Raw genomic sequence first — 17,750 nt, 5'->3', positions numbered from 1 at the left:
CGGCATCCACCATCTTATAGACCTCAAGCCGCAAATCCTTGGCAATGGGCGAGTTGGAGTCAATCAGGTTTTGGTTTTGGCATTGGGGACAGCGCAACTCGTGTGCCAATGCCAAAGCGCGCTTCTGATTTTCTGCCGACTTGAACTCATAGGTGTCCACAGGCGTCGCCAGCACTTGCCATGAAAACAGCACCGAACAGCAAAATACGAGCAATGCACGGATCATGATGCGGCTCCTTGCTGCGCAGCTTCGGCTTGGAGCTGCTGTATCATGGGATACAAGGTTTCACTCCATACCCGCTGATCGACAGGTCCGGCGAAGCGATAACGAATAATTCCCTTGTGATCAACCAGGAAGGTTTCGGGAGCGCCATAAACGCCCAAATCCAGTCCAAGGCGGCCATCCTTGTCGAAAATATTCATCGTATAGGGATTGCCCTGATATTTGAGTTCCTGCAATGCCGGGTCGCGCTCGTCACGGTAATTTATGCCATAGATGGGCACTATGTTTTTACGTGACAACATCAGCAAAAATGGATGCTCATACTTACAGGAAGGACACCAGGTCGCCCATACGTTGAGCATGGACACCTTACCTTTGAGATCTTCATTGCTGATCATTTCCCCGGGGACATCCAGTTTTTCCAGGGAAAATACCGGAATAGGCTTTCCTTCGAGGGCGGAATCCAATTGCTGTGGATTGAGAAACAACCCTTTGTACAAAAAGATCCCCAACCCCAAAAACACAAGCAGTGGAATAAAGAGCACCAGCTTTTTCATGTCATCTCCAAAATCAGGCAGTTGCCATTTTTCCCTGAGCCGCCTCGGGTGCTGCGGCACGCACCCGATAACGCTTGTCCGAAGCGGAGAACAAACCGCCGATCATCATAAATATGCCACCAAACCACAACCAGCGAACAAAGGGTTTGTAATTCAGGCGTACGGCAAATTCGGTATCACTGACCGGATCGCCCATGGTGACATACAAATCGCGGAACAGCCCCCAGTCGATACCGGCTTCGGTCATATCCATGGTGCTGACATTGTACTGACGTCTGTCGGGCTTGAGCAGCGTCAGGAACTTATCGCCCTCGTAGATCTCTATCTGACCTTGCTTGGCTGTGTAGTTCGGACCGGCCACGTTCTTGATATCGACAAATTTGAAGGTGTAACCGGCCAACTCATAACTGGCACCCGGGCCCATGCGCACACTCTTTTCTATGGTGTAATTGGACACCATGGTTGCGCCAACCACAGAGACGGCTATCCCCATGTGCGCGATCATCATGCCCAATTGCCCACGGCTGATACGGGTCAGCTCAAATGAGCCTTCTTTCGTCTTGGCGAGGTTGTAAGCTTCGCGCAGGGTTGCCAGGGTAATCCACACCGCTGCCGCGATTCCGGCCGCAACCCAGGCATTGAACTCTCCGCCGGCCAGGAAGGGGGCAGCCAAACCCACCACCACTGACACGACCGCAGGTATCAGTAATTGACGCTTGATTTCACCTTGTTTGGCTTTCTTCCAGCGAATAATGGGACCAATTCCCATGAAGATGAACAGCACCAGCACCAGAGGGACAAAAACCGCGTTAAAGTACGGTGGGCCAACGGAAATCTTACCCATGCCCAGCGCATCAATCAGCAGTGGATACAGGGTGCCAAGCAGCACAGTGCCTGCGGCTACGGTGAGTATCACATTGCACACCAGCAACATGGTTTCCTTGGACATGAGCTCAAATTTGGCTGGGCTGGCCATATCGCTGGCCCGGAAGGCAAACAGTGCCAGAGAGCCACCAATGGTAACGCCCAAAAGTAACAGGATGAACAAACCGCGACTGGGATCGGATGCAAAGGAGTGCACCGAGGTCAGCACACCGGAACGAACGATAAAGGTACCGAGCAAGCTCAGAGAAAAAGCGAAAATAGATAAAAGTACCGTCCAGTTACGGAAGGTGCCGCGCTTTTCGGTGACGATAAGCGAATGCAACAAAGCGGTACCAATCAGCCAAGGCATAAAGGAGGCGTTTTCAACCGGATCCCAGAACCACCAGCCGCCCCAACCCAGCTCATAGTAGGCCCACCAAGAGCCCAGCGCGATACCGCCGGTCAGGAATATCCAGGCAGCGAGTGTCCAGGGACGACTCCAACGTGCCCAGGCCGAGTCCAGACGACCGCTGAGCAGTGCCGCAATGGCAAAAGCAAAACTAACGGCAAAACCCACATAGCCAAGATAGAGCATGGGTGGGTGGAAGATCAGCCCCACGTCCTGAAGCATGGGGTTAAGGTCCCGTCCTTCCATAGGTGCCGGGAACAAGCGGGCAAAGGGACTGGATGTCAACAGGGTGAAGGTGCTGAAGCCAAGGGTGATAAGACCTATAACGGCCAACACCCGTGCGGTGAACACCTCTTCCAATCCCTTACTGAAGGTGGCTACTGCAGCGGCCCAAACAGAGATGGCGAAAACCCAAAACAGCAGGGAACCTTCATGACCACCCCAGACGGCAGCAATCTTGAAGAATATGGGCAGCTGAGAGTTGGAATGTTGGGCGACATAAGAAACCGAGAAATCATCCACGGCAAAGCTGTATCCCAGAGCCACGATGGCCAACAGGATAAAGAAACACATGCCATAGGCTAAAGGCCAGGCATAACGCACCAGGTACTGATCCTTGCGCGCCACCCCAATCAGAGGCACGCTGGTCAGCAACAGGGCAAAGGCCATGCCGGTGATCAGCGAAAAATGTCCAAGTTCTGGGATCATGAGGATTCCTTCAATCAATTTGCCATGTTGAATGCCCGGCTGAGCATCAACCCACAACAAGCCTTACGGCACATATTAGTGCTTGCGAATGCTCGTGCCATTTTAGACATAGCTACCGAGGCTGTCTGCCACTTTAGCTCAATAATGGGTTACGAGTCTCATTCTGTATTTATCGGCGCCTGATCCGCATCAGGGTTTGCAATCTGACAGTGACACTCAAGCGAAAGTTCTTCCTGAGTCAATGATCTGTGAAGCAGACCTCAACTCCGGGTCGAAAAACGTATATTACTGTTCAATGAATCTGCTTTTCGTATAATCTGGCGCTCAACCCTGCTTTACCGTCAATTCAAACGAAAGCGAACTGAAACGATGACCACATTCTGGATTTTGATAGCACTCGTTGTCCTGGTCGGCCTGGTGCTGATTTGGATTCCCCATTTCCGCCAACAAAAGGGTCTGGCCAAAGCTGAAGATGTGCGTCAAAGCACCAACCTGGCTTTGTATAAAGAAAGACTGGCCAATCTTGAACTGGAGTTGGCCAATCAATCTCTGGATCAAACCGAATTTGACGCGCTGAAAGCCGAGCTGGAACTGAGCCTGCTGCAGGATATCAAGCAAGGCGGCAAGGCCAGTGCCGGATTGAACAAGAACTCCCGCAGCCTGGCGTGGCCATTGCTGATGTCGGTAATGTTGCTGGCAGTAACAGCCTTCATGTATCACCGTCTGGGGGCATTTGAAGAGTTGGCCAATCCACCTGTGGCGAACAACCCCCACGCAGGGATGAATCCGGAACAGCTGATGGCCCAGCGCTTGAAAATGATGGAGGCCGCCGTCGCCGCTGAGCCCGAGAACAGCCAGGCCTGGTTCTCTCTCGGCCATGCCTATATCTCAGCCGGTCAATACGATAAGGCCATGACCGCCTTCGATAAGGTCATGGCGCTGGTTGGCACCTATGCGGAAATGCTCGGTCCGAAAGCCACAGCGCTTTACTACAAAAACGATCAGCAGATGACGCCGGAAGTACAGGCCCTGATCGACCAGGCTCTGGCACTGGATCCCAAGGATCCTTCGACTCTGCTGCTGGTTGGTATGGACGCGTTTTTCAGCTCTGACTTCACCAAGGCCGTCACCGCCTGGGAAACCATACTGACCTCTGACCGTCCCGACGTTGATCGTGAAGCCCTGGCCAATGCCATAGCGACTGCCAGAATGAGAATGCAGGACAGCGGCGCCATACCCAATGACGAGACTCACAGACCAACAGCCCAGGTATCTGAACTGACTGTGACGGTGTCGGTAAAACCCGAACTGGCCACTCAGGTGCAGGCAAGTGACACCCTGTTTGTGTTTGCCCGAACCACAGACGGCGAGCGCATCCCATTGGCGGTGACCAAGGTTAAGGCCGACGCCATGCCCCTGACGGTTAAACTGGATGACAGCAGCGCCATGAGCAGCGATCATAAACTCAGTGGTGCAAAAGTCGTGGATGTTATTGCCCTGCTCTCAAAAAGCGGCACTGTCAGACCGCAAACCGGCGATCTTCAGGGTCGGGTTGCCTCCGTCAAACCCGGCGAGCAAATACAGTTGATGTTGGACGTGCAGGTCCAATAGCTTTCAGTCCAAAAAATAAAGGCTCCCTCGGGAGCCTTTTTCTCATTCATCTCAGCCAAATCGGCATAAAAAAACCGGCCAATAGGGCCGGTTTTTTATCTGATGCCAGATTACTTGGACATGAACTCGATAGCAGCCTTGTAATCGTCATCGGAACAGTCGGTGCACATGCCACCTGGTGGCATAGCATTCAGACCTGATTTAACGCTGCCTACCAGAGCATCGATACCCTTGGCCAGACGAGGCTCCCATTGAGCAGCGTCATGAGCAACTGGTGCGCCAGCTACGCCCATGGCGTGGCATACGTGGCATGCTTTTTCGAATACAGCCTTACCTTCTTGTGCAGATACGCTTCCGGCCATTGCCAGAGAAGCTACTGCTACCACTGCTAACAGTTTTTTCATTCTAAGTGTTCCTAATGCAATTGTTACAATGCTCAACGCTGCCTTTCTAAGGGGGCAGACTGATGATTGCGTAACCAAGGCTACTACAAACTTCACCAAAACTCACCTTTTTGTGACCATAATCCCAGCCTTTGAATCAGGATGAGACATGGGACACAATTTCCTTATTATATTAGCAAGCCATAGAAAACAGGCGTGGGCAGCAGAAGCTGAGCCAGATCAAAATGCTGACACTAAATCCCTGCGCCGGATCACCATAGAGGTCAAGTGTGTTAGTATCGCAGCAGCTATACATTCCCGAACCAGAGGCATCAGTGACCCCAAAGTTAATGACAGCTAACGCATTGATTTCCGCAGAGGGTCTTACCTGCATCCGGGAAGAACGCATTCTGTTTGATGACCTGAGTTTTGCCATTAATCCCGGCGATATAATCCAGATTGAAGGCCCAAACGGGGCCGGTAAAACCAGTCTGTTACGGATCCTTGCCGGTTTGTCCCGCCCTTACGCCGGCAACGTTAAATACCGCCATGAGGACATCAACGCCTGCCGCGATGAATTCAATGAAGATTTGCTTTATCTTGGCCATTTGGCCGGAGTAAAAAGCGAGCTGACTGCAGAAGAAAACCTTAACTTCAATTTAAGGATCAGTGGCTATGCTGACTACGACTGCCGCGAAATCCTGGCCAAGGTGAACCTCAGTGGTTTCGAAGAAGCCCTGGCAGGACATCTTTCCGCCGGCCAACACAGACGTACCGCCCTGGCCAGGCTTTGGCACAATAGTGCCAAAATCTGGATCCTCGACGAACCTTTCACCGCCATTGATAAACGTGGTGTTGAGGAACTGGAACACTTGTTCATTCGACACGCCGATAGCGGTGGCTGCGTCATATTGACCACCCATCAGGACATGGGGTTAATCAAAGACGACAGATTACGCAAACTCCGCCTGGATTATCGCTTCCTATAAGGTTATTGCATGAAAAGAGGCATCAGTTTTACCCAGGCATTCTTCACACTGCTAAAGCGGGATCTGAAGATAGCCGTCCGTCACCGCGGCGATATATTCAACCCATTACTCTTCTTTGTCATGGTGGTGACCCTGTTTCCCCTTGGCATAGGACCTGAACCTAAGATTTTGACCCAAATCGCCCCCGGCATCATTTGGGTTGCCGCGCTGCTGGCCTCAATGCTATCCCTTGAGCGCCTGTTCAAGGCCGATTTTGTCGATGGCTCGCTGGAGCAAATGCTGTTGAGCCCCCAACCTCTGTCTATTTTGGTTCTGGCAAAAGTACTGGCACACTGGCTACTGACCGGCGTACCGCTGATCCTGGTCTCTCCCCTGCTGGCGGTACTGCTTCACCTTGAAGACAACAGCTACGGGGCCCTGATGAGCACCCTGCTGCTGGGTACTCCGGTACTCAGCTTACTCGGCGCCATCGGCGTGGCTCTGACCGTAGGCTTGAGGAAGGGTGGGGTCTTGCTCAGTTTGTTGATCCTGCCGCTGTATATTCCGGTGCTTATTTTTGCCACCAGTGCCATAGATGCGGCTGGAATGAATTTACCCTACGATGGCCAGCTCGCTATAATAGCAGCCATGCTGGCAGGTTCTTTAACCTTGGCGCCCTTTGCTATTGGGGCTTCCCTGAGAGTGAGTACAAACTAAATGTGGAAATGGCTTCATCCTTACGCTGATCCTGAGCGAGCCTTCAAACTGTCAGATAAACTACTGCCGTGGTTTACCGTCCTGGCCGTAGTGTTGATCGGTACAGGCACACTCTGGGGCCTGGCTTTTGCGCCAAGCGACTATCAACAGGGCGACAGTTACCGGATTATCTTCATCCATGTGCCGGCTGCGTCAATGTCGATGGCTGTGTATATGGGCATGGCTACCGCCGCCTTTATCGGCTTGGTGTGGCAGATTAAACTCGCGGACTGGGCAGCCGCATCAATGGCGCCAATTGGTGCCGTAATCACCTTTATCGCCCTGTTCACCGGCGCCACCTGGGGTAAGCCCATGTGGGGAACCTGGTGGGTATGGGATGCACGGCTGACATCGGAATTGGTATTGCTGTTCCTTTATTTGGGGGTGATATCCCTGTACGCCTCATTTGAAGACAAGGTGCTGGCAGCCAGAGCTGCAGGGATATTGGCCATAGTTGGCGTGATCAATATTCCCATTATCAAATACTCGGTAGAATGGTGGAGCTCATTGCATCAGCCATCGACCATCAGGATCACCGAGAAGTCCACCATGTCGATGGACATGCTCTATCCCCTGCTGATTAACATATTTGGCTTCGGCATGATGGTGGGTGCTATCACCATATTGCGTTTTAAAGCCGAAATATTGGCCCGCAATGCCATGCGTCCCTGGGTCAGGGAAATGGCCATCGCGAAAGGAGTCAAATAATGCAATTTGAATCTTTAAGTGAATTCTTCAACATGGGAGGCTATGCCTTCTACGTTTGGTTGGCTTACGGCACCACTTTCGGTTGCCTGGCGGCGTTAATACTGTCCAGCCGGAGCCAACAACATAAGGTGTTAACGGAAATTGCCAAGAAAATTGCCCGCGAAGAGCGCCTGAAAGAGCATCGGAGTACCAAAGCATGAACCCTAGACGCAAGAAAAGATTGACCCTGGTTGTCGCCCTTATTGGCGGCGTAGCTGCTGTGGCTTCGCTACTGCTGTACGCGCTCAACAGCAACCTTAACCTTTTCTACACCCCGAGTGAAATTGTCAACGGCAAGACAGATACCGGCATTAAGCCGACCATAGGCCAGCGCATCCGCGTAGGCGGTATGGTGACAGAGGGTTCACTCAAGCGCGATCCGCAAAGCTTGCACGTTGAGTTTGCGGTACACGACGCCAGTGGCGGTGAGGTTCTGGTGACCTATGATGATCTGCTGCCCGATCTGTTCCGAGAAGGCCAGGGAATTGTCGCGCAAGGTATATTGACCGACGAAGGCAAGCTTGAAGCATCGGAAGTCTTGGCCAAGCATGACGAAAATTACATGCCACCCGAAGTCGCCGAAGCCATGGGTAAGAATCACCAAAAGCTTGATTATGACGACAAGCAAAAAGGCGGTTCACGCTAAGTACCATAAACGCCTCCCTCCGGAGGCGTTTTTTTATGCCGCGAAAGGCCCTTCCTGTCTCTACCGCACATAACCACACCTCGTCCAAGCATCCCCAAGAGCCAAAGAAAAGGCTAGCCATTCATCCCATCAGCGCGATAGGCTCGCACAGTCTGTAGGTACTGTCGTGTGCTGTGGGCTGTAGGCTGTAGGCTGTCGGCTGTCGGCTGTCGGCTGTCGGCTGTCCATCGAATAGTATCGTTGGCAATAAACCTAATACGGCAGATCGAAATTTTGAACGGGCAGACAAAAGAAAAACAAAAAGGCCGGGTATTGCTACCCGACCTTTCCAATTGAACTATCCCGATTACTCGGCTGCTTCTACGTCTACGGCTTCAGCAGTTTCAGGACGGCCAACCAGCTCGATGTAAGCCATAGGGGCTTTATCACCGGCACGCAGACCGCACTTCAGGATACGGGTGTAACCACCAGGACGCTCCTGGTAACGTGGACCCAGTTCATTAAACAGTTTACCTACGACTTCTTGATCGCGGGTACGAGCAAATGCCAGACGACGATTTGCAACGCTGTCACTTTTAGCAAGTGTTATCAGAGGCTCAACTACGCGGCGCAGTTCTTTCGCCTTCACTACGGTCGTCTTGATGATCTCGTGACGAACCAGTGAAGAAGCCATGTTGCGGAACATAGCTTGGCGGTGGCTGCTGTTGCGGTTAAGTTGACGACCACTCTTACGATGGCGCATGACCTAATCCTTATAACCTAAATCTGTACAAACCTGGGACTTACAGGTCGTCGGCCAAGCTGGCTGGAGGCCAGTTTTCCAGACGCATACCTAGCGACAGTCCGCGAGAAGCCAACACGTCCTTGATCTCGGTAAGAGATTTCTTACCCAGGTTAGGTGTCTTGAGCAACTCAACTTCAGTGCGTTGTACCAGATCTCCGATGTAATGAATCGCTTCGGCCTTCAAGCAGTTGGCCGAACGTACAGTTAGCTCTAAATCGTCGACAGGACGCAGCAGAATTGGATCGAACTCTGGCTTCTCTTCTTTCTGCTCTGGCTCAGAAACATCACGCAGCTCTACAAACGCATCCAGCTGTTCGGCCAGGATGGTTGCGGAACGACGGATAGCTTCTTCCGGATCGATAGTACCGTTAGTGGTCATATCGATTACCAGCTTATCCAGGTCAGTACGCTGTTCCACACGCGCTGCTTCTACGTTGTAGGCAATGCGGGCAACGGGCGAGAAGGAAGCGTCAACCAGCAGACGGCCGATTGGGCGATCATCGTCTTCGGTCTGGGCACGGGCAGAAGCCGGCACATAACCACGACCACGCTCAACGCGGATACGCATGCTGATCTCATTGTTACCGGTCAAATGACAGATAACATGATCAGGGTTGACGATTGTTACATCACCGTCGTGGGTGATGTCTGCTGCAGTGACAGGGCCTGCGCCGGACTTGCTCAGAGTGAGCATAGCCTCGTCTTTACCCTCGATGATCACTGCCAGACCTTTCAGGTTCAGCAAGATTTCAAGGATATCTTCTTGTACGCCTTCCTTGCTGCTGTATTCATGCAGCACACCGTCGATCTCGACTTCGGTAACCGCGCAGCCGGGCATAGACGACAGAAGGATGCGACGCAACGCGTTACCCAAAGTATGTCCGAAACCACGCTCGAGCGGCTCCAGAGTCACCTTGGCACGAGTTGGGTTAACCTGCTCGATATCCACGAGACGCGGTTTAAGAAATTCTGTAACAGAACCCTGCATTGTGTCCTCTCTTGTTTGTTAGCCTTACTTAGAGTAAAGCTCGACGATCAGCTGTTCGTTAATATCCGCAGACAAATCGCTACGCTCTGGAACGCGCTTGAAAGCACCTTCCATCTTAGCGGCATCTACTTCAACCCAAGTAGGCTTCTCGCGCTGACCAGCCACTTCCAAAGCAGCCTTGATACGAGCTTGCTTCTGTGACTTTTCGCGGATGCTTACTACATCATTCGCAGACACTTTGAATGACGGAATGTTAACAACACGACCGTTTACCATAACAGACTTATGGCTAACCAGCTGACGTGCTTCAGCACGTGTCGCACCAAAGCCCATACGATAAACTACGTTATCCAGACGGGTTTCCAAAAGTTGCAGCAGGTTTTCACCAGTGTTGCCTTTCAGACGTGCAGCTTCTTTATAGTAGTTACGGAATTGCTTTTCTAACACACCGTAAATACGACGAACTTTTTGCTTCTCGCGCAGCTGCAGACCGTACTCAGACAGACGTGGCTTACGAGCGCCATGTTGTCCAGGTGCAGCTTCCAGCTTACACTTCGAATCGATTGCTCTCACACCGCTTTTCAGGAAAAGGTCAGTACCTTCCCGGCGGCTGAGCTTGAGCTTGGGACCCAAGTATCTTGCCATGATCTTTCTCCAACTATCCTAACTAAACGGCGAGTTACACGCGGCGCTTTTTAGGAGGGCGACAACCATTGTGAGGAATAGGTGTCACGTCAGTGATGTTGGTAATTTTGTAACCAACAGCGTTCAGCGCACGAATGGCTGACTCACGACCTGGACCTGGACCCTTCACAAAAACTTCAAGGTTTTTCAAACCGTAATCCTGAGCAGCAGCACCTGCGCGCTCAGCGGCAACCTGTGCAGCAAACGGGGTAGATTTACGTGAACCACGGAAACCTGAACCACCGGCAGTTGCCCAAGACAGAGCATTACCTTGACGATCGGTGATAGTCACGATTGTGTTGTTGAAAGACGCATGGATATGAGCCATGCCATCCGCAACCTGTTTACGTACGCGCTTACGCGGAGAACGTGACGGAACTTTAGCCATTGTCTACCTTCCCGTTACTTCTTGATTGGTTTACGTGGACCTTTGCGAGTACGCGCATTGGTCTTAGTACGTTGCCCACGGAGAGGCAGGCTACGACGATGGCGGAGGCCACGATAACAACCAAGGTCCATAAGACGCTTGATGTTCATTGAAACCTCACGACGCAAGTCACCTTCTACTGTGTATTTGGCAACTTCTTCGCGTAGAGTATCGATTTGAGCTTCGCTCAATTCCTTGATCTTAGCGTCTTCGGCGATAGCAGTAGCCGCGCAAATTGCTTTAGCGCGAGTACGACCGATGCCGTAGATAGCAGTCAATGCAATGACTGTATGCTTTTGATCAGGAATGTTAATGCCAGCGATACGGGCCACTATGCACTCCTTAAGTTAAAGGCCATCTGTGAAAAGCCCGAAAGGATACTCGACAGATGACGTGTTTGCAAACATTTTTTGGCCAGCCCGATAATCGGGACTGGCCGGTTTTTTTAGCCTTGACGCTGTTTGTGTTTTGGTTCAACACAGATAACGCGTACAACGCCACTACGCTTGACGATCTTGCAGTTACGGCAGATCTTCTTCACGGAAGCTCGAACTTTCATTTCATCACTCCGTAAAAGCTGGCTTATCGGCCAAAGCGATCTAAGTTCGCCTGGTTAATAAGGTTCGCTTTTTTCATCACAGACTCATATTGATGAGACATCATATGGGTCTGAACCTGAGCCATGAAGTCCATGATTACCACTACCATAATCAGCAGTGAGGTGCCGCCGAAATAAAACTGCACCTTCATAGTAATTAACATGAACTCCGGAATTAAACAGATAAAGGTAATGTATAACGCGCCTGCCAGAGTCAAACGGGTCATCACTTTATCAATGTAACGCGAAGTCTGTTCTCCAGGACGGATCCCGGGAATAAACGCACCGCTCTTCTTCAGGTTGTCTGCTGTCTCGCGTGGGTTAAACACCAGCGCGGTATAGAAGAAACAGAAAAAGATGATTGCCATTGCATAAAGCAGTGAGTACAGCGGCTGCCCGGGAGACACGGCCAGCGAAATGTCGCTGAGCCATGACAGGGCAGGATTCTGACCAAACCACTGAGCCAGTGTGCCTGGAAACAGAATTATGCTGGACGCAAAGATTGGCGGAATCACACCGGCCATGTTGACCTTCAGTGGCAAGTGAGTGCTCTGCGCGGCAAAAACCTTACGGCCTTGCTGACGCTTGGCGTAGTTGACAACGATACGACGCTGCCCACGCTCAACGAATACCACCAGGTAGGTCACTACCAGTACAATTACTGCAATCAACAGCAATACCAGTACGTTAATGTCACCTTGACGCGCCTGCTCGGCCGTTTGGCCGATAGCGGATGGCAGGCCGGCTACGATACCTGCGAAAATCAGGATCGAAATACCGTTACCAATGCCACGCTCGGTTATTTGTTCGCCCAGCCACATCAGGAACATAGTTCCGGTGACCAAGCTCACGGTAGCAACAAAGTAAAAACCGAAACCTGGATTGACCGCGAGGCCAGGGACCAGGTTCGGCAAACCGGTTGCAATACCGACCGACTGGAATGTACCCAACACCAAGGTGCCCCACCTTGTGTACTGACTGATTTTCTTGCGACCTGACTCACCTTCCTTTTTCAGTTCGGCGAGTGCAGGGTGCACTACAGTCAGCAGTTGCATGATGATCGATGCCGAAATGTAAGGCATGATCCCCAGTGCAAATATAGAGGCACGCTTAAGGGCACCACCGGAGAACATGTTAAACATGCCCAGGATGGTGCCTTGTTGCTGGTCAAACAGCTCTGCTAATACAGCTGCGTCAATACCAGGAATTGGCACAAAAGAACCGGCACGAAACACGATTATTGCACCAATCACGAACAGGAGACGGGCCTTCAGTTCAGAAAGACCGCCCTTCGCGCTTTTTAAATCAAGTCCTGGTTTTGCCATCGACGTATTATTCCTCGATCTTTCCGCCGGCAGCTTCAATAGCTGCACGTGCACCTTTGGTTACCTTCAGACCTTTTACGGTCACTGGGCGCTCAATGGTACCTGAAAGAACGATTTTCGCAAACTGGATGTTGCGAGTAATAACGTTCGCATCTTTCAGTGCGTTCAGGTCGATAACATCACCGTTAACTTTAGCCAGTTCGCCTACGCGAACTTCAGCAGTTACCATAGCAATACGCGAGGTAAAGCCGAACTTGGGCAGACGGATCTTCAGTGGCATTTGACCACCCTCGAAGCCAGGACGTACACCGCCACCGCTACGAGATTTTTGACCCTTGTGACCGCGACCAGCGGTCTTACCCAAGCCAGAACCGATACCACGGCCTACACGCTTTGGTGCAGACTTAGCGCCTGCAGCTGGAGATAGAGTATTCAGACGCATTTATCAGTCCTCCACCTTAACCATGTAGTAGACCTTATTGATCATACCGCGAACAGCAGGAGTATCTTCCAGCTCAACGGTGTGACCAATACGACGCAGACCCAAGCCAGTCAGAGTGGCTTTGTGCTTTGGCAGACGGCCGATAGCACTCTTGGTCTGAGTTACTTTTACAGTTTTAGTAGCCATGGTGCATTACCCCCGAATTTCGTCAACATTCAGGCCGCGCTTGGCTGCGATTTGCGCTGGTGACTTCATATGTACCAGAGCGTCGACAGTTGCACGAACGATGTTGATCGGGTTAGTAGAACCGTATGCTTTCGACAGAACGTTGTGAACGCCTGCTACTTCCAATACGGCACGCATTGCGCCACCGGCGATAATACCGGTACCCTGGGCAGCTGGTTGCATGTAAACGCGTGAACCAGTGTGACGCCCCTTCACCGGATGGTGCAGAGTGCCGTGGTTCAGTTCTACAGAAACCATGTTGCGACGGGCTTTTTCCATTGCTTTTTGAATAGCAGCTGGAACTTCACGCGCCTTACCATAGCCGTAGCCGACACGACCGTTACCATCACCCACTACAGTCAATGCAGTGAAACTGAAGATACGACCGCCCTTAACGACTTTAGAAACACGATTAACTGCAATCAATTTCTCTTGCAGATCGTCTTTTTGTTGCTGAGCTTCTACTTTAGCCATTGTATAAACCCCTTAGAACTGGAGGCCAGCTTCACGAGCAGCGTCTGCCAGAGCAGCCACACGACCGTGATACTTGAAACCAGAACGGTCGAAGGCAACAACAGTCACGCCTTTCTCAACCGCGCGTTCTGCAATGGCTTTACCCACTGCCTTGGCCGCATCCACGTTACCGGTATACTTCAGAGCTTCTTTGATTGACTTTTCAACAGTAGAAGCCGTTGCAACCACCTGAGCTTCAGGATTGATCACCTGAGCATAGATGTGACGTGGTGTACGATGTACAACCAGACGGTTCACGCCCAGCTCTTGGATCTTCTTGCGAGCGCGAGTAGCACGACGCAAGCGAGATGTTTTCTTATCCATATCGCGTTACCTACTTCTTCTTAGCCTCTTTACGGCGTACTTCTTCGTTAGCGTAGCGAACACCCTTGCCTTTGTAAGGCTCTGGTGGACGATAGCCACGAATCTCAGCAGCCACTTGACCTACCAGTTCTTTGTCGATTGAACGCAGAACGATTTCGGTCTGGGATGGGCATTCAGCAGTAACGCCAGCAGGCATTTTGTGTACCAGCGGGTGTGAGAAGCCCAGGGACAGATCCAGATCGCTGCCAGCAACTTTAGCGCGGTAACCCACACCAACCAGTTGCAGCTTTTTCTCGAAACCCTGAGATACACCAATCACCATGTTGTTGATCAGGGCACGGGCAGTACCAGCTTGAGCCCAAGCGTTAACAACGCCTTCAACTGGACCAAACTTTACTTCGTTACCTTCAACAACAACGGCTACTGCATTGTTGATTACTCGAGTCAGAGTACCCTTACCGCCTTTGACGGTAATTTCCTGACCATTCAAAGTCACCTCTACGCCAGCAGGAATAGTGACTGGTGCTTTTGCTACACGAGACATTTCCTAGCTCCTTATGCTACGTAGCAGATAACCTCACCACCCATGCCAGCGAGGCGGGCGGCACGATCAGTCATCAGGCCTTTAGAAGTGGACACGATTGCGACACCCAGACCGCCCATCACTTTTGGCAGTTCGTCTTTACCTTTGTAAATACGAAGACCAGGACGGCTTACGCGCTGGATAGTCTCAACGACAGGTTGGCCTTGGAAATACTTCAGAGTGATTTCCAGTTCAGCCTTATTGGCTTCTTCTGCTACGGCGTAGTCAGTGATGTAACCTTCTTCTTTCAGCAGCTTCGCAATAGCGACTTTCAGCTTAGCAGATGGCATCTTCACAGATACTTTGTTAGCAGCTTGGCCGTTACGGATACGGGTCAACATATCCGCAATAGGATCTTGCATGCTCATATTAGCTTACTCCGTGACAAGTGCTTACCAGCTGGCCTTACGCAGACCAGGAACTTCACCACGCATGGTTGCTTCACGCAGTTTGATACGGCTCAGGCCGAACTTGCGCAGGAAGCCATGTGGGCGACCAGTTTGATTACAGCGGTTGCGTTGACGCGACGCGCTTGAATCACGTGGTAGAGCTTGCAGCTTCAGAACTGCATCCCAACGCGCTTCGTCAGTAGACTCTGGGCTGTTGATGATAGCTTTCAGAGCGGCACGCTTTTCAGCATACTTGGCCACGAGAACTGCACGCTTTGCTTCACGTGCTTTCATTGAAGTTTTTGCCATTACGCTACCCCTTATTTCTTGAATGGGAAGTTAAAAGCGTCTAACAAAGCACGACCTTCTTCGTCAGTGTTCGCAGAGGTAGTGATAACAATATCCATACCGCGAACTTTATCGATTTTATCGTAATCGATTTCTGGGAAGATGATCTGCTCACGCACGCCCATAGCGTAGTTACCACGGCCGTCGAACGACTTAGCGCTCAGACCACGGAAGTCACGGATACGAGGGATTGCGATGTCAACCAAACGCTCAAAGAATTCCCACATGCGCTCACCGCGCAGGGTCACTTTACAGCCAATAGGGTAGCCTTCACGGATTTTAAAACCAGCAACTGACTTACGAGCTACAGTCACTACTGGCTTCTGGCCGGCAATAGCAGTCATATCACGGACAGCATTTTCCATGATTTTCTTGTCTGCAACAGCTTCGCCAACACCCATATTCAGGGTGATTTTCTCAATCCGAGGGACTTGCATGACACTGGTATAACCGAACTTTTTAGTCAGTTCAGCGACAACAGTCTCTTTGTATTTATCATGCAGTTTCGCCATCGTTTACTCCAGTTACTTAACGAGTTCACTGTTCGATTTGAAGAAACGCACTTTCTTGCCGTCTTCAAATCGGAAACCAACACGATCCGCCTTGCCAGTGACAGGGTTAAAGATCGCTACATTTGATACTTGAATCGGTGCTTCTTTCTCAACAACACCACCAGTCACACCCAGTTGTGGGTTAGGCTTCTGGTGCTTCTTGACGAGATTGATGCCCTCAACAACGACTTTCCCGGTCTCCAGTACACGGGTAACTTTACCGCGTTTACCTTTGTCTTTACCGGTCAGTACGATTACTTCGTCTTCACGACGGATTTTTGCTGCCATTTTGAAGCTCCTTACAGTACTTCTGGTGCCAGCGACACGATTTTCATGAATTGCTCATTACGCAGTTCACGGGTCACAGGTCCAAAGATACGAGTACCAATCGGCTGCAGGTTGTTGTTCAGAAGAACAGCCGCATTCCGATCGAAGCGAATGACAGAACCGTCTGGACGACGTACGCCTTTCTTAGTACGGACTACCACCGCGTTATACACATCACCTTTCTTCGCTTTAGCGCGAGGAATAGCTTCTTTAACAGAAACCTTGATGATGTCGCCGATACCGGCATAACGACGATGAGAGCCACCCAAGACCTTAATACACTGAACTCTGCGAGCGCCACTGTTACATGCGACGTCCAGAGTCGATTGCATTTGGATCATTTTAAGTGCTCCGCTATCGTTACCACACAATCCCCCACTATGGGGTATTTACTCACCAATTTCGGTCCAGAAACGGACAAAAATGGCGCGCAAGTATAACACCATAAAAAGGGAATGGATAGTGCTAAAAAACAAACGGCCCCGGTTTTCGGGGCCGTTTACTCAATCCAGGCTGATTAGGCCTTGGAAACTACTTCAACCAGGGTCCAGGACTTGGTCTTGGACAAAGGACGGCATTCACGGATAGTGACTACATCGCCTTCGTTGCACTGATTCATTTCGTCGTGTGCATGGATCTTGGTAGTACGCTTGATGTACTTACCATAGATAGGGTGTTTCACCTGACGCTCAACGGCAACAGTGATGGACTTGTCCATTTTGTTGCTGGTTACGCGACCCTGCAAAGTACGGATTTTGTCAGACATTATGCACCCGCCTTAGAAGTAATAATGGTCTTAACACGCGCAATATTACGGCGCACTTGCTTCAGCTGGTGAGTTTGGGCCAGCTGGCCAGTGGCGTGTTGCATACGCAGGTTGAACTGCTCACGCAGCAGACCAAGTAATTCAGCGTTCAGTTCTTCAACGCTCTTTTCTCTCAGTTCGCTCGCTTTCATTACATCACCGTCTTAGTTACGAAGGTAGTCTTGATTGGCAGTTTGGCAGCGGCCAGTGCGAAAGCTTCGCGAGCCAGCTCTTCTGAAACGCCATTCATTTCGTAGAGTACCTTACCAGGTTGAATCTGGCATACCCAGTATTCAACGTTACCTTTACCTTTACCCATACGCACTTCAAGAGGCTTAGAGGTAATTGGCTTGTCAGGGAAAACCCGGATCCAGATTTGACCTTGACGCTTAACGTGACGTGTCATGGCACGACGTGCAGACTCGATCTGGCGGGCAGTCAAACGGCCGCGGCCAACTGCTTTCAGACCGAAAGTACCAAAGCTAACTTCGGTACCGCTCGCCAGACCGCGGTTGCGGCCTTTGAACATCTTGCGAAACTTCATACGTTTAGGTTGCAGCATTGC

Annotated in this window: 30 protein-coding genes (1 of these 30 cut by a window edge); 6 read left to right on the top strand and 24 right to left on the bottom strand. The window is 51.1% G+C overall.

Annotation, left to right across the window (positions count from 1 at the left end):
• The 3 genes in view from nrfF to JYB84_RS01195 are tightly spaced (at most 13 nt apart) and all read right to left on the bottom strand, a layout consistent with a single transcriptional unit that may run on beyond the window.
• Positions 1–226, bottom strand: the 5' end (the start) of a protein-coding gene (gene nrfF / locus JYB84_RS01205; RefSeq protein WP_207321652.1) for a heme lyase NrfEFG subunit NrfF. Its footprint begins 266 nt before the window's first position; only the first 226 of its 492 coding nucleotides appear in the window; its start codon is at positions 224–226; its stop codon lies off the left edge, out of view.
• Entirely contained in the window at positions 223–780 is a 558-nt protein-coding gene (locus tag JYB84_RS01200) for a DsbE family thiol:disulfide interchange protein (protein WP_207321651.1), read from the bottom strand. Before JYB84_RS01200 ends, nrfF begins: the two co-directional genes overlap by 4 nt.
• A 13-nt stretch (positions 781–793) precedes the next feature.
• Entirely contained in the window at positions 794–2,761 is a 1,968-nt protein-coding gene (locus JYB84_RS01195) for a heme lyase CcmF/NrfE family subunit (RefSeq protein WP_207321650.1), read from the bottom strand.
• A gap of 369 nt (positions 2,762–3,130) precedes the next feature.
• On the opposite strand from JYB84_RS01195, the gene ccmI reads away from it, so the two are divergent.
• Positions 3,131–4,372 (top strand): c-type cytochrome biogenesis protein CcmI, encoded by a 1,242-nt coding sequence (ccmI, locus tag JYB84_RS01190; protein WP_207321649.1) that lies wholly within the window; start codon positions 3,131–3,133, stop codon positions 4,370–4,372.
• A gap of 110 nt (positions 4,373–4,482) precedes the next feature.
• On the opposite strand, the gene JYB84_RS01185 is transcribed toward ccmI, so the two are convergent.
• Positions 4,483–4,776 (bottom strand): c-type cytochrome, encoded by a 294-nt coding sequence (locus JYB84_RS01185; protein ID WP_207321648.1) that lies wholly within the window; start codon positions 4,774–4,776, stop codon positions 4,483–4,485.
• Between the two features lie 329 nt (positions 4,777–5,105).
• On the opposite strand from JYB84_RS01185, the gene ccmA reads away from it, so the two are divergent.
• Genes ccmA through ccmE form a run of 5 tightly spaced genes read left to right on the top strand, consistent with a single transcriptional unit; the run spans position 5,106 to position 7,872 of the window.
• Positions 5,106–5,744 (top strand): cytochrome c biogenesis heme-transporting ATPase CcmA, encoded by a 639-nt coding sequence (gene ccmA, locus JYB84_RS01180; protein ID WP_207321647.1) that lies wholly within the window; start codon positions 5,106–5,108, stop codon positions 5,742–5,744.
• Between the two features lie 9 nt (positions 5,745–5,753).
• Positions 5,754–6,440: a heme exporter protein CcmB gene (gene ccmB, locus JYB84_RS01175; protein WP_207321646.1), complete on the top strand. Its 687-nt coding sequence runs from the start codon at positions 5,754–5,756 to the stop codon at positions 6,438–6,440.
• Positions 6,441–7,187 (top strand): heme ABC transporter permease, encoded by a 747-nt coding sequence (locus JYB84_RS01170; RefSeq protein ID WP_207321645.1) that lies wholly within the window; start codon positions 6,441–6,443, stop codon positions 7,185–7,187. It begins immediately after the preceding gene.
• Positions 7,187–7,387 carry a heme exporter protein CcmD gene (gene ccmD / locus JYB84_RS01165; protein ID WP_207321644.1) on the top strand — a complete coding sequence of 67 codons (201 nt, stop codon included), beginning with the start codon at positions 7,187–7,189 and terminating at the stop codon, positions 7,385–7,387. Before JYB84_RS01170 ends, ccmD begins: the two co-directional genes overlap by 1 nt.
• Positions 7,384–7,872 carry a cytochrome c maturation protein CcmE gene (gene ccmE, locus JYB84_RS01160; RefSeq protein WP_207321643.1) on the top strand — a complete coding sequence of 163 codons (489 nt, stop codon included), beginning with the start codon at positions 7,384–7,386 and terminating at the stop codon, positions 7,870–7,872. The genes ccmD and ccmE overlap by 4 nt, the downstream gene beginning before the upstream one ends.
• Positions 7,873–8,218: 346 nt before the next feature.
• On the opposite strand, the gene rplQ is transcribed toward ccmE, so the two are convergent.
• The 20 genes from rplQ to rplP all read right to left on the bottom strand — a co-directional run bounded on the left by rplQ (position 8,219) and on the right by rplP (position 17,747).
• Complete coding sequence (rplQ, locus tag JYB84_RS01155; protein ID WP_207321642.1) at positions 8,219–8,614, bottom strand: 50S ribosomal protein L17; 396 nt, start codon at positions 8,612–8,614, stop codon at positions 8,219–8,221.
• Positions 8,615–8,654: 40 nt separating this feature from the next.
• Positions 8,655–9,644, bottom strand: coding sequence for a DNA-directed RNA polymerase subunit alpha (locus JYB84_RS01150; protein ID WP_207321641.1), 990 nt, complete (start codon positions 9,642–9,644; stop codon positions 8,655–8,657).
• Positions 9,645–9,668: 24 nt separating this feature from the next.
• On the bottom strand, positions 9,669–10,289 hold the full coding sequence (gene rpsD / locus JYB84_RS01145) for a 30S ribosomal protein S4 (RefSeq protein WP_207321640.1): 621 nt from the start codon (positions 10,287–10,289) through the stop codon (positions 9,669–9,671).
• A gap of 34 nt (positions 10,290–10,323) precedes the next feature.
• Entirely contained in the window at positions 10,324–10,716 is a 393-nt protein-coding gene (gene rpsK / locus JYB84_RS01140) for a 30S ribosomal protein S11 (protein ID WP_207321639.1), read from the bottom strand.
• 14 nt (positions 10,717–10,730) lie between these two features.
• On the bottom strand, positions 10,731–11,087 hold the full coding sequence (gene rpsM / locus JYB84_RS01135) for a 30S ribosomal protein S13 (RefSeq protein ID WP_207321638.1): 357 nt from the start codon (positions 11,085–11,087) through the stop codon (positions 10,731–10,733).
• A gap of 113 nt (positions 11,088–11,200) precedes the next feature.
• On the bottom strand, positions 11,201–11,314 hold the full coding sequence (gene rpmJ, locus JYB84_RS01130) for a 50S ribosomal protein L36 (RefSeq protein WP_006083579.1): 114 nt from the start codon (positions 11,312–11,314) through the stop codon (positions 11,201–11,203).
• A 23-nt stretch (positions 11,315–11,337) separates the two neighbouring features.
• Entirely contained in the window at positions 11,338–12,678 is a 1,341-nt protein-coding gene (gene secY / locus JYB84_RS01125; protein ID WP_207321637.1) for a preprotein translocase subunit SecY, read from the bottom strand.
• Positions 12,679–12,685: 7 nt separating this feature from the next.
• Positions 12,686–13,120, bottom strand: coding sequence for a 50S ribosomal protein L15 (gene rplO, locus JYB84_RS01120; protein WP_207321636.1), 435 nt, complete (start codon positions 13,118–13,120; stop codon positions 12,686–12,688).
• A 3-nt stretch (positions 13,121–13,123) separates the two neighbouring features.
• A complete protein-coding gene (gene rpmD, locus JYB84_RS01115; protein ID WP_207321635.1) occupies positions 13,124–13,306 on the bottom strand; it encodes a 50S ribosomal protein L30 in 183 nt (60 codons plus the stop codon).
• 6 nt (positions 13,307–13,312) lie between these two features.
• Positions 13,313–13,819, bottom strand: coding sequence for a 30S ribosomal protein S5 (gene rpsE / locus JYB84_RS01110; RefSeq protein WP_207321634.1), 507 nt, complete (start codon positions 13,817–13,819; stop codon positions 13,313–13,315).
• 12 nt (positions 13,820–13,831) lie between these two features.
• The gene (gene rplR / locus JYB84_RS01105) at positions 13,832–14,182 is read right to left on the bottom strand and encodes a 50S ribosomal protein L18 (RefSeq protein WP_207321633.1); all 351 of its coding nucleotides are present in this window, start codon (positions 14,180–14,182) and stop codon (positions 13,832–13,834) included.
• 10 nt (positions 14,183–14,192) lie between these two features.
• Positions 14,193–14,726, bottom strand: a complete 534-nt coding sequence (gene rplF, locus JYB84_RS01100) for a 50S ribosomal protein L6 (protein ID WP_207321632.1) — start codon at positions 14,724–14,726, stop codon at positions 14,193–14,195.
• 11 nt (positions 14,727–14,737) lie between these two features.
• Complete coding sequence (gene rpsH, locus JYB84_RS01095; protein ID WP_207321631.1) at positions 14,738–15,133, bottom strand: 30S ribosomal protein S8; 396 nt, start codon at positions 15,131–15,133, stop codon at positions 14,738–14,740.
• A gap of 24 nt (positions 15,134–15,157) precedes the next feature.
• Complete coding sequence (gene rpsN / locus JYB84_RS01090) at positions 15,158–15,463, bottom strand: 30S ribosomal protein S14 (protein ID WP_207321630.1); 306 nt, start codon at positions 15,461–15,463, stop codon at positions 15,158–15,160.
• An 11-nt stretch (positions 15,464–15,474) separates the two neighbouring features.
• Positions 15,475–16,014 carry a 50S ribosomal protein L5 gene (gene rplE / locus JYB84_RS01085; RefSeq protein ID WP_207321629.1) on the bottom strand — a complete coding sequence of 180 codons (540 nt, stop codon included), beginning with the start codon at positions 16,012–16,014 and terminating at the stop codon, positions 15,475–15,477.
• Between the two features lie 12 nt (positions 16,015–16,026).
• Positions 16,027–16,341 carry a 50S ribosomal protein L24 gene (gene rplX / locus JYB84_RS01080; RefSeq protein ID WP_207321628.1) on the bottom strand — a complete coding sequence of 105 codons (315 nt, stop codon included), beginning with the start codon at positions 16,339–16,341 and terminating at the stop codon, positions 16,027–16,029.
• An 11-nt stretch (positions 16,342–16,352) separates the two neighbouring features.
• Positions 16,353–16,721, bottom strand: a complete 369-nt coding sequence (gene rplN / locus JYB84_RS01075) for a 50S ribosomal protein L14 (protein ID WP_006083590.1) — start codon at positions 16,719–16,721, stop codon at positions 16,353–16,355.
• Positions 16,722–16,897: 176 nt separating this feature from the next.
• Entirely contained in the window at positions 16,898–17,146 is a 249-nt protein-coding gene (gene rpsQ / locus JYB84_RS01070; protein WP_207321627.1) for a 30S ribosomal protein S17, read from the bottom strand.
• Positions 17,146–17,337 (bottom strand): 50S ribosomal protein L29, encoded by a 192-nt coding sequence (gene rpmC / locus JYB84_RS01065; RefSeq protein WP_011758342.1) that lies wholly within the window; start codon positions 17,335–17,337, stop codon positions 17,146–17,148. Before rpmC ends, rpsQ begins: the two co-directional genes overlap by 1 nt.
• Positions 17,337–17,747, bottom strand: a complete 411-nt coding sequence (gene rplP, locus JYB84_RS01060) for a 50S ribosomal protein L16 (protein WP_207321626.1) — start codon at positions 17,745–17,747, stop codon at positions 17,337–17,339. Before rplP ends, rpmC begins: the two co-directional genes overlap by 1 nt.
• Between the last annotated feature and the right edge of the window lie 3 nt (positions 17,748–17,750).

It is taken from the genome of Shewanella cyperi (assembly GCF_017354985.1).
GTDB classification, from domain to species: Bacteria; Pseudomonadota; Gammaproteobacteria; order Enterobacterales; family Shewanellaceae; genus Shewanella; species Shewanella cyperi.
This window is presented reverse-complemented; position numbering and strand designations above follow the sequence as displayed.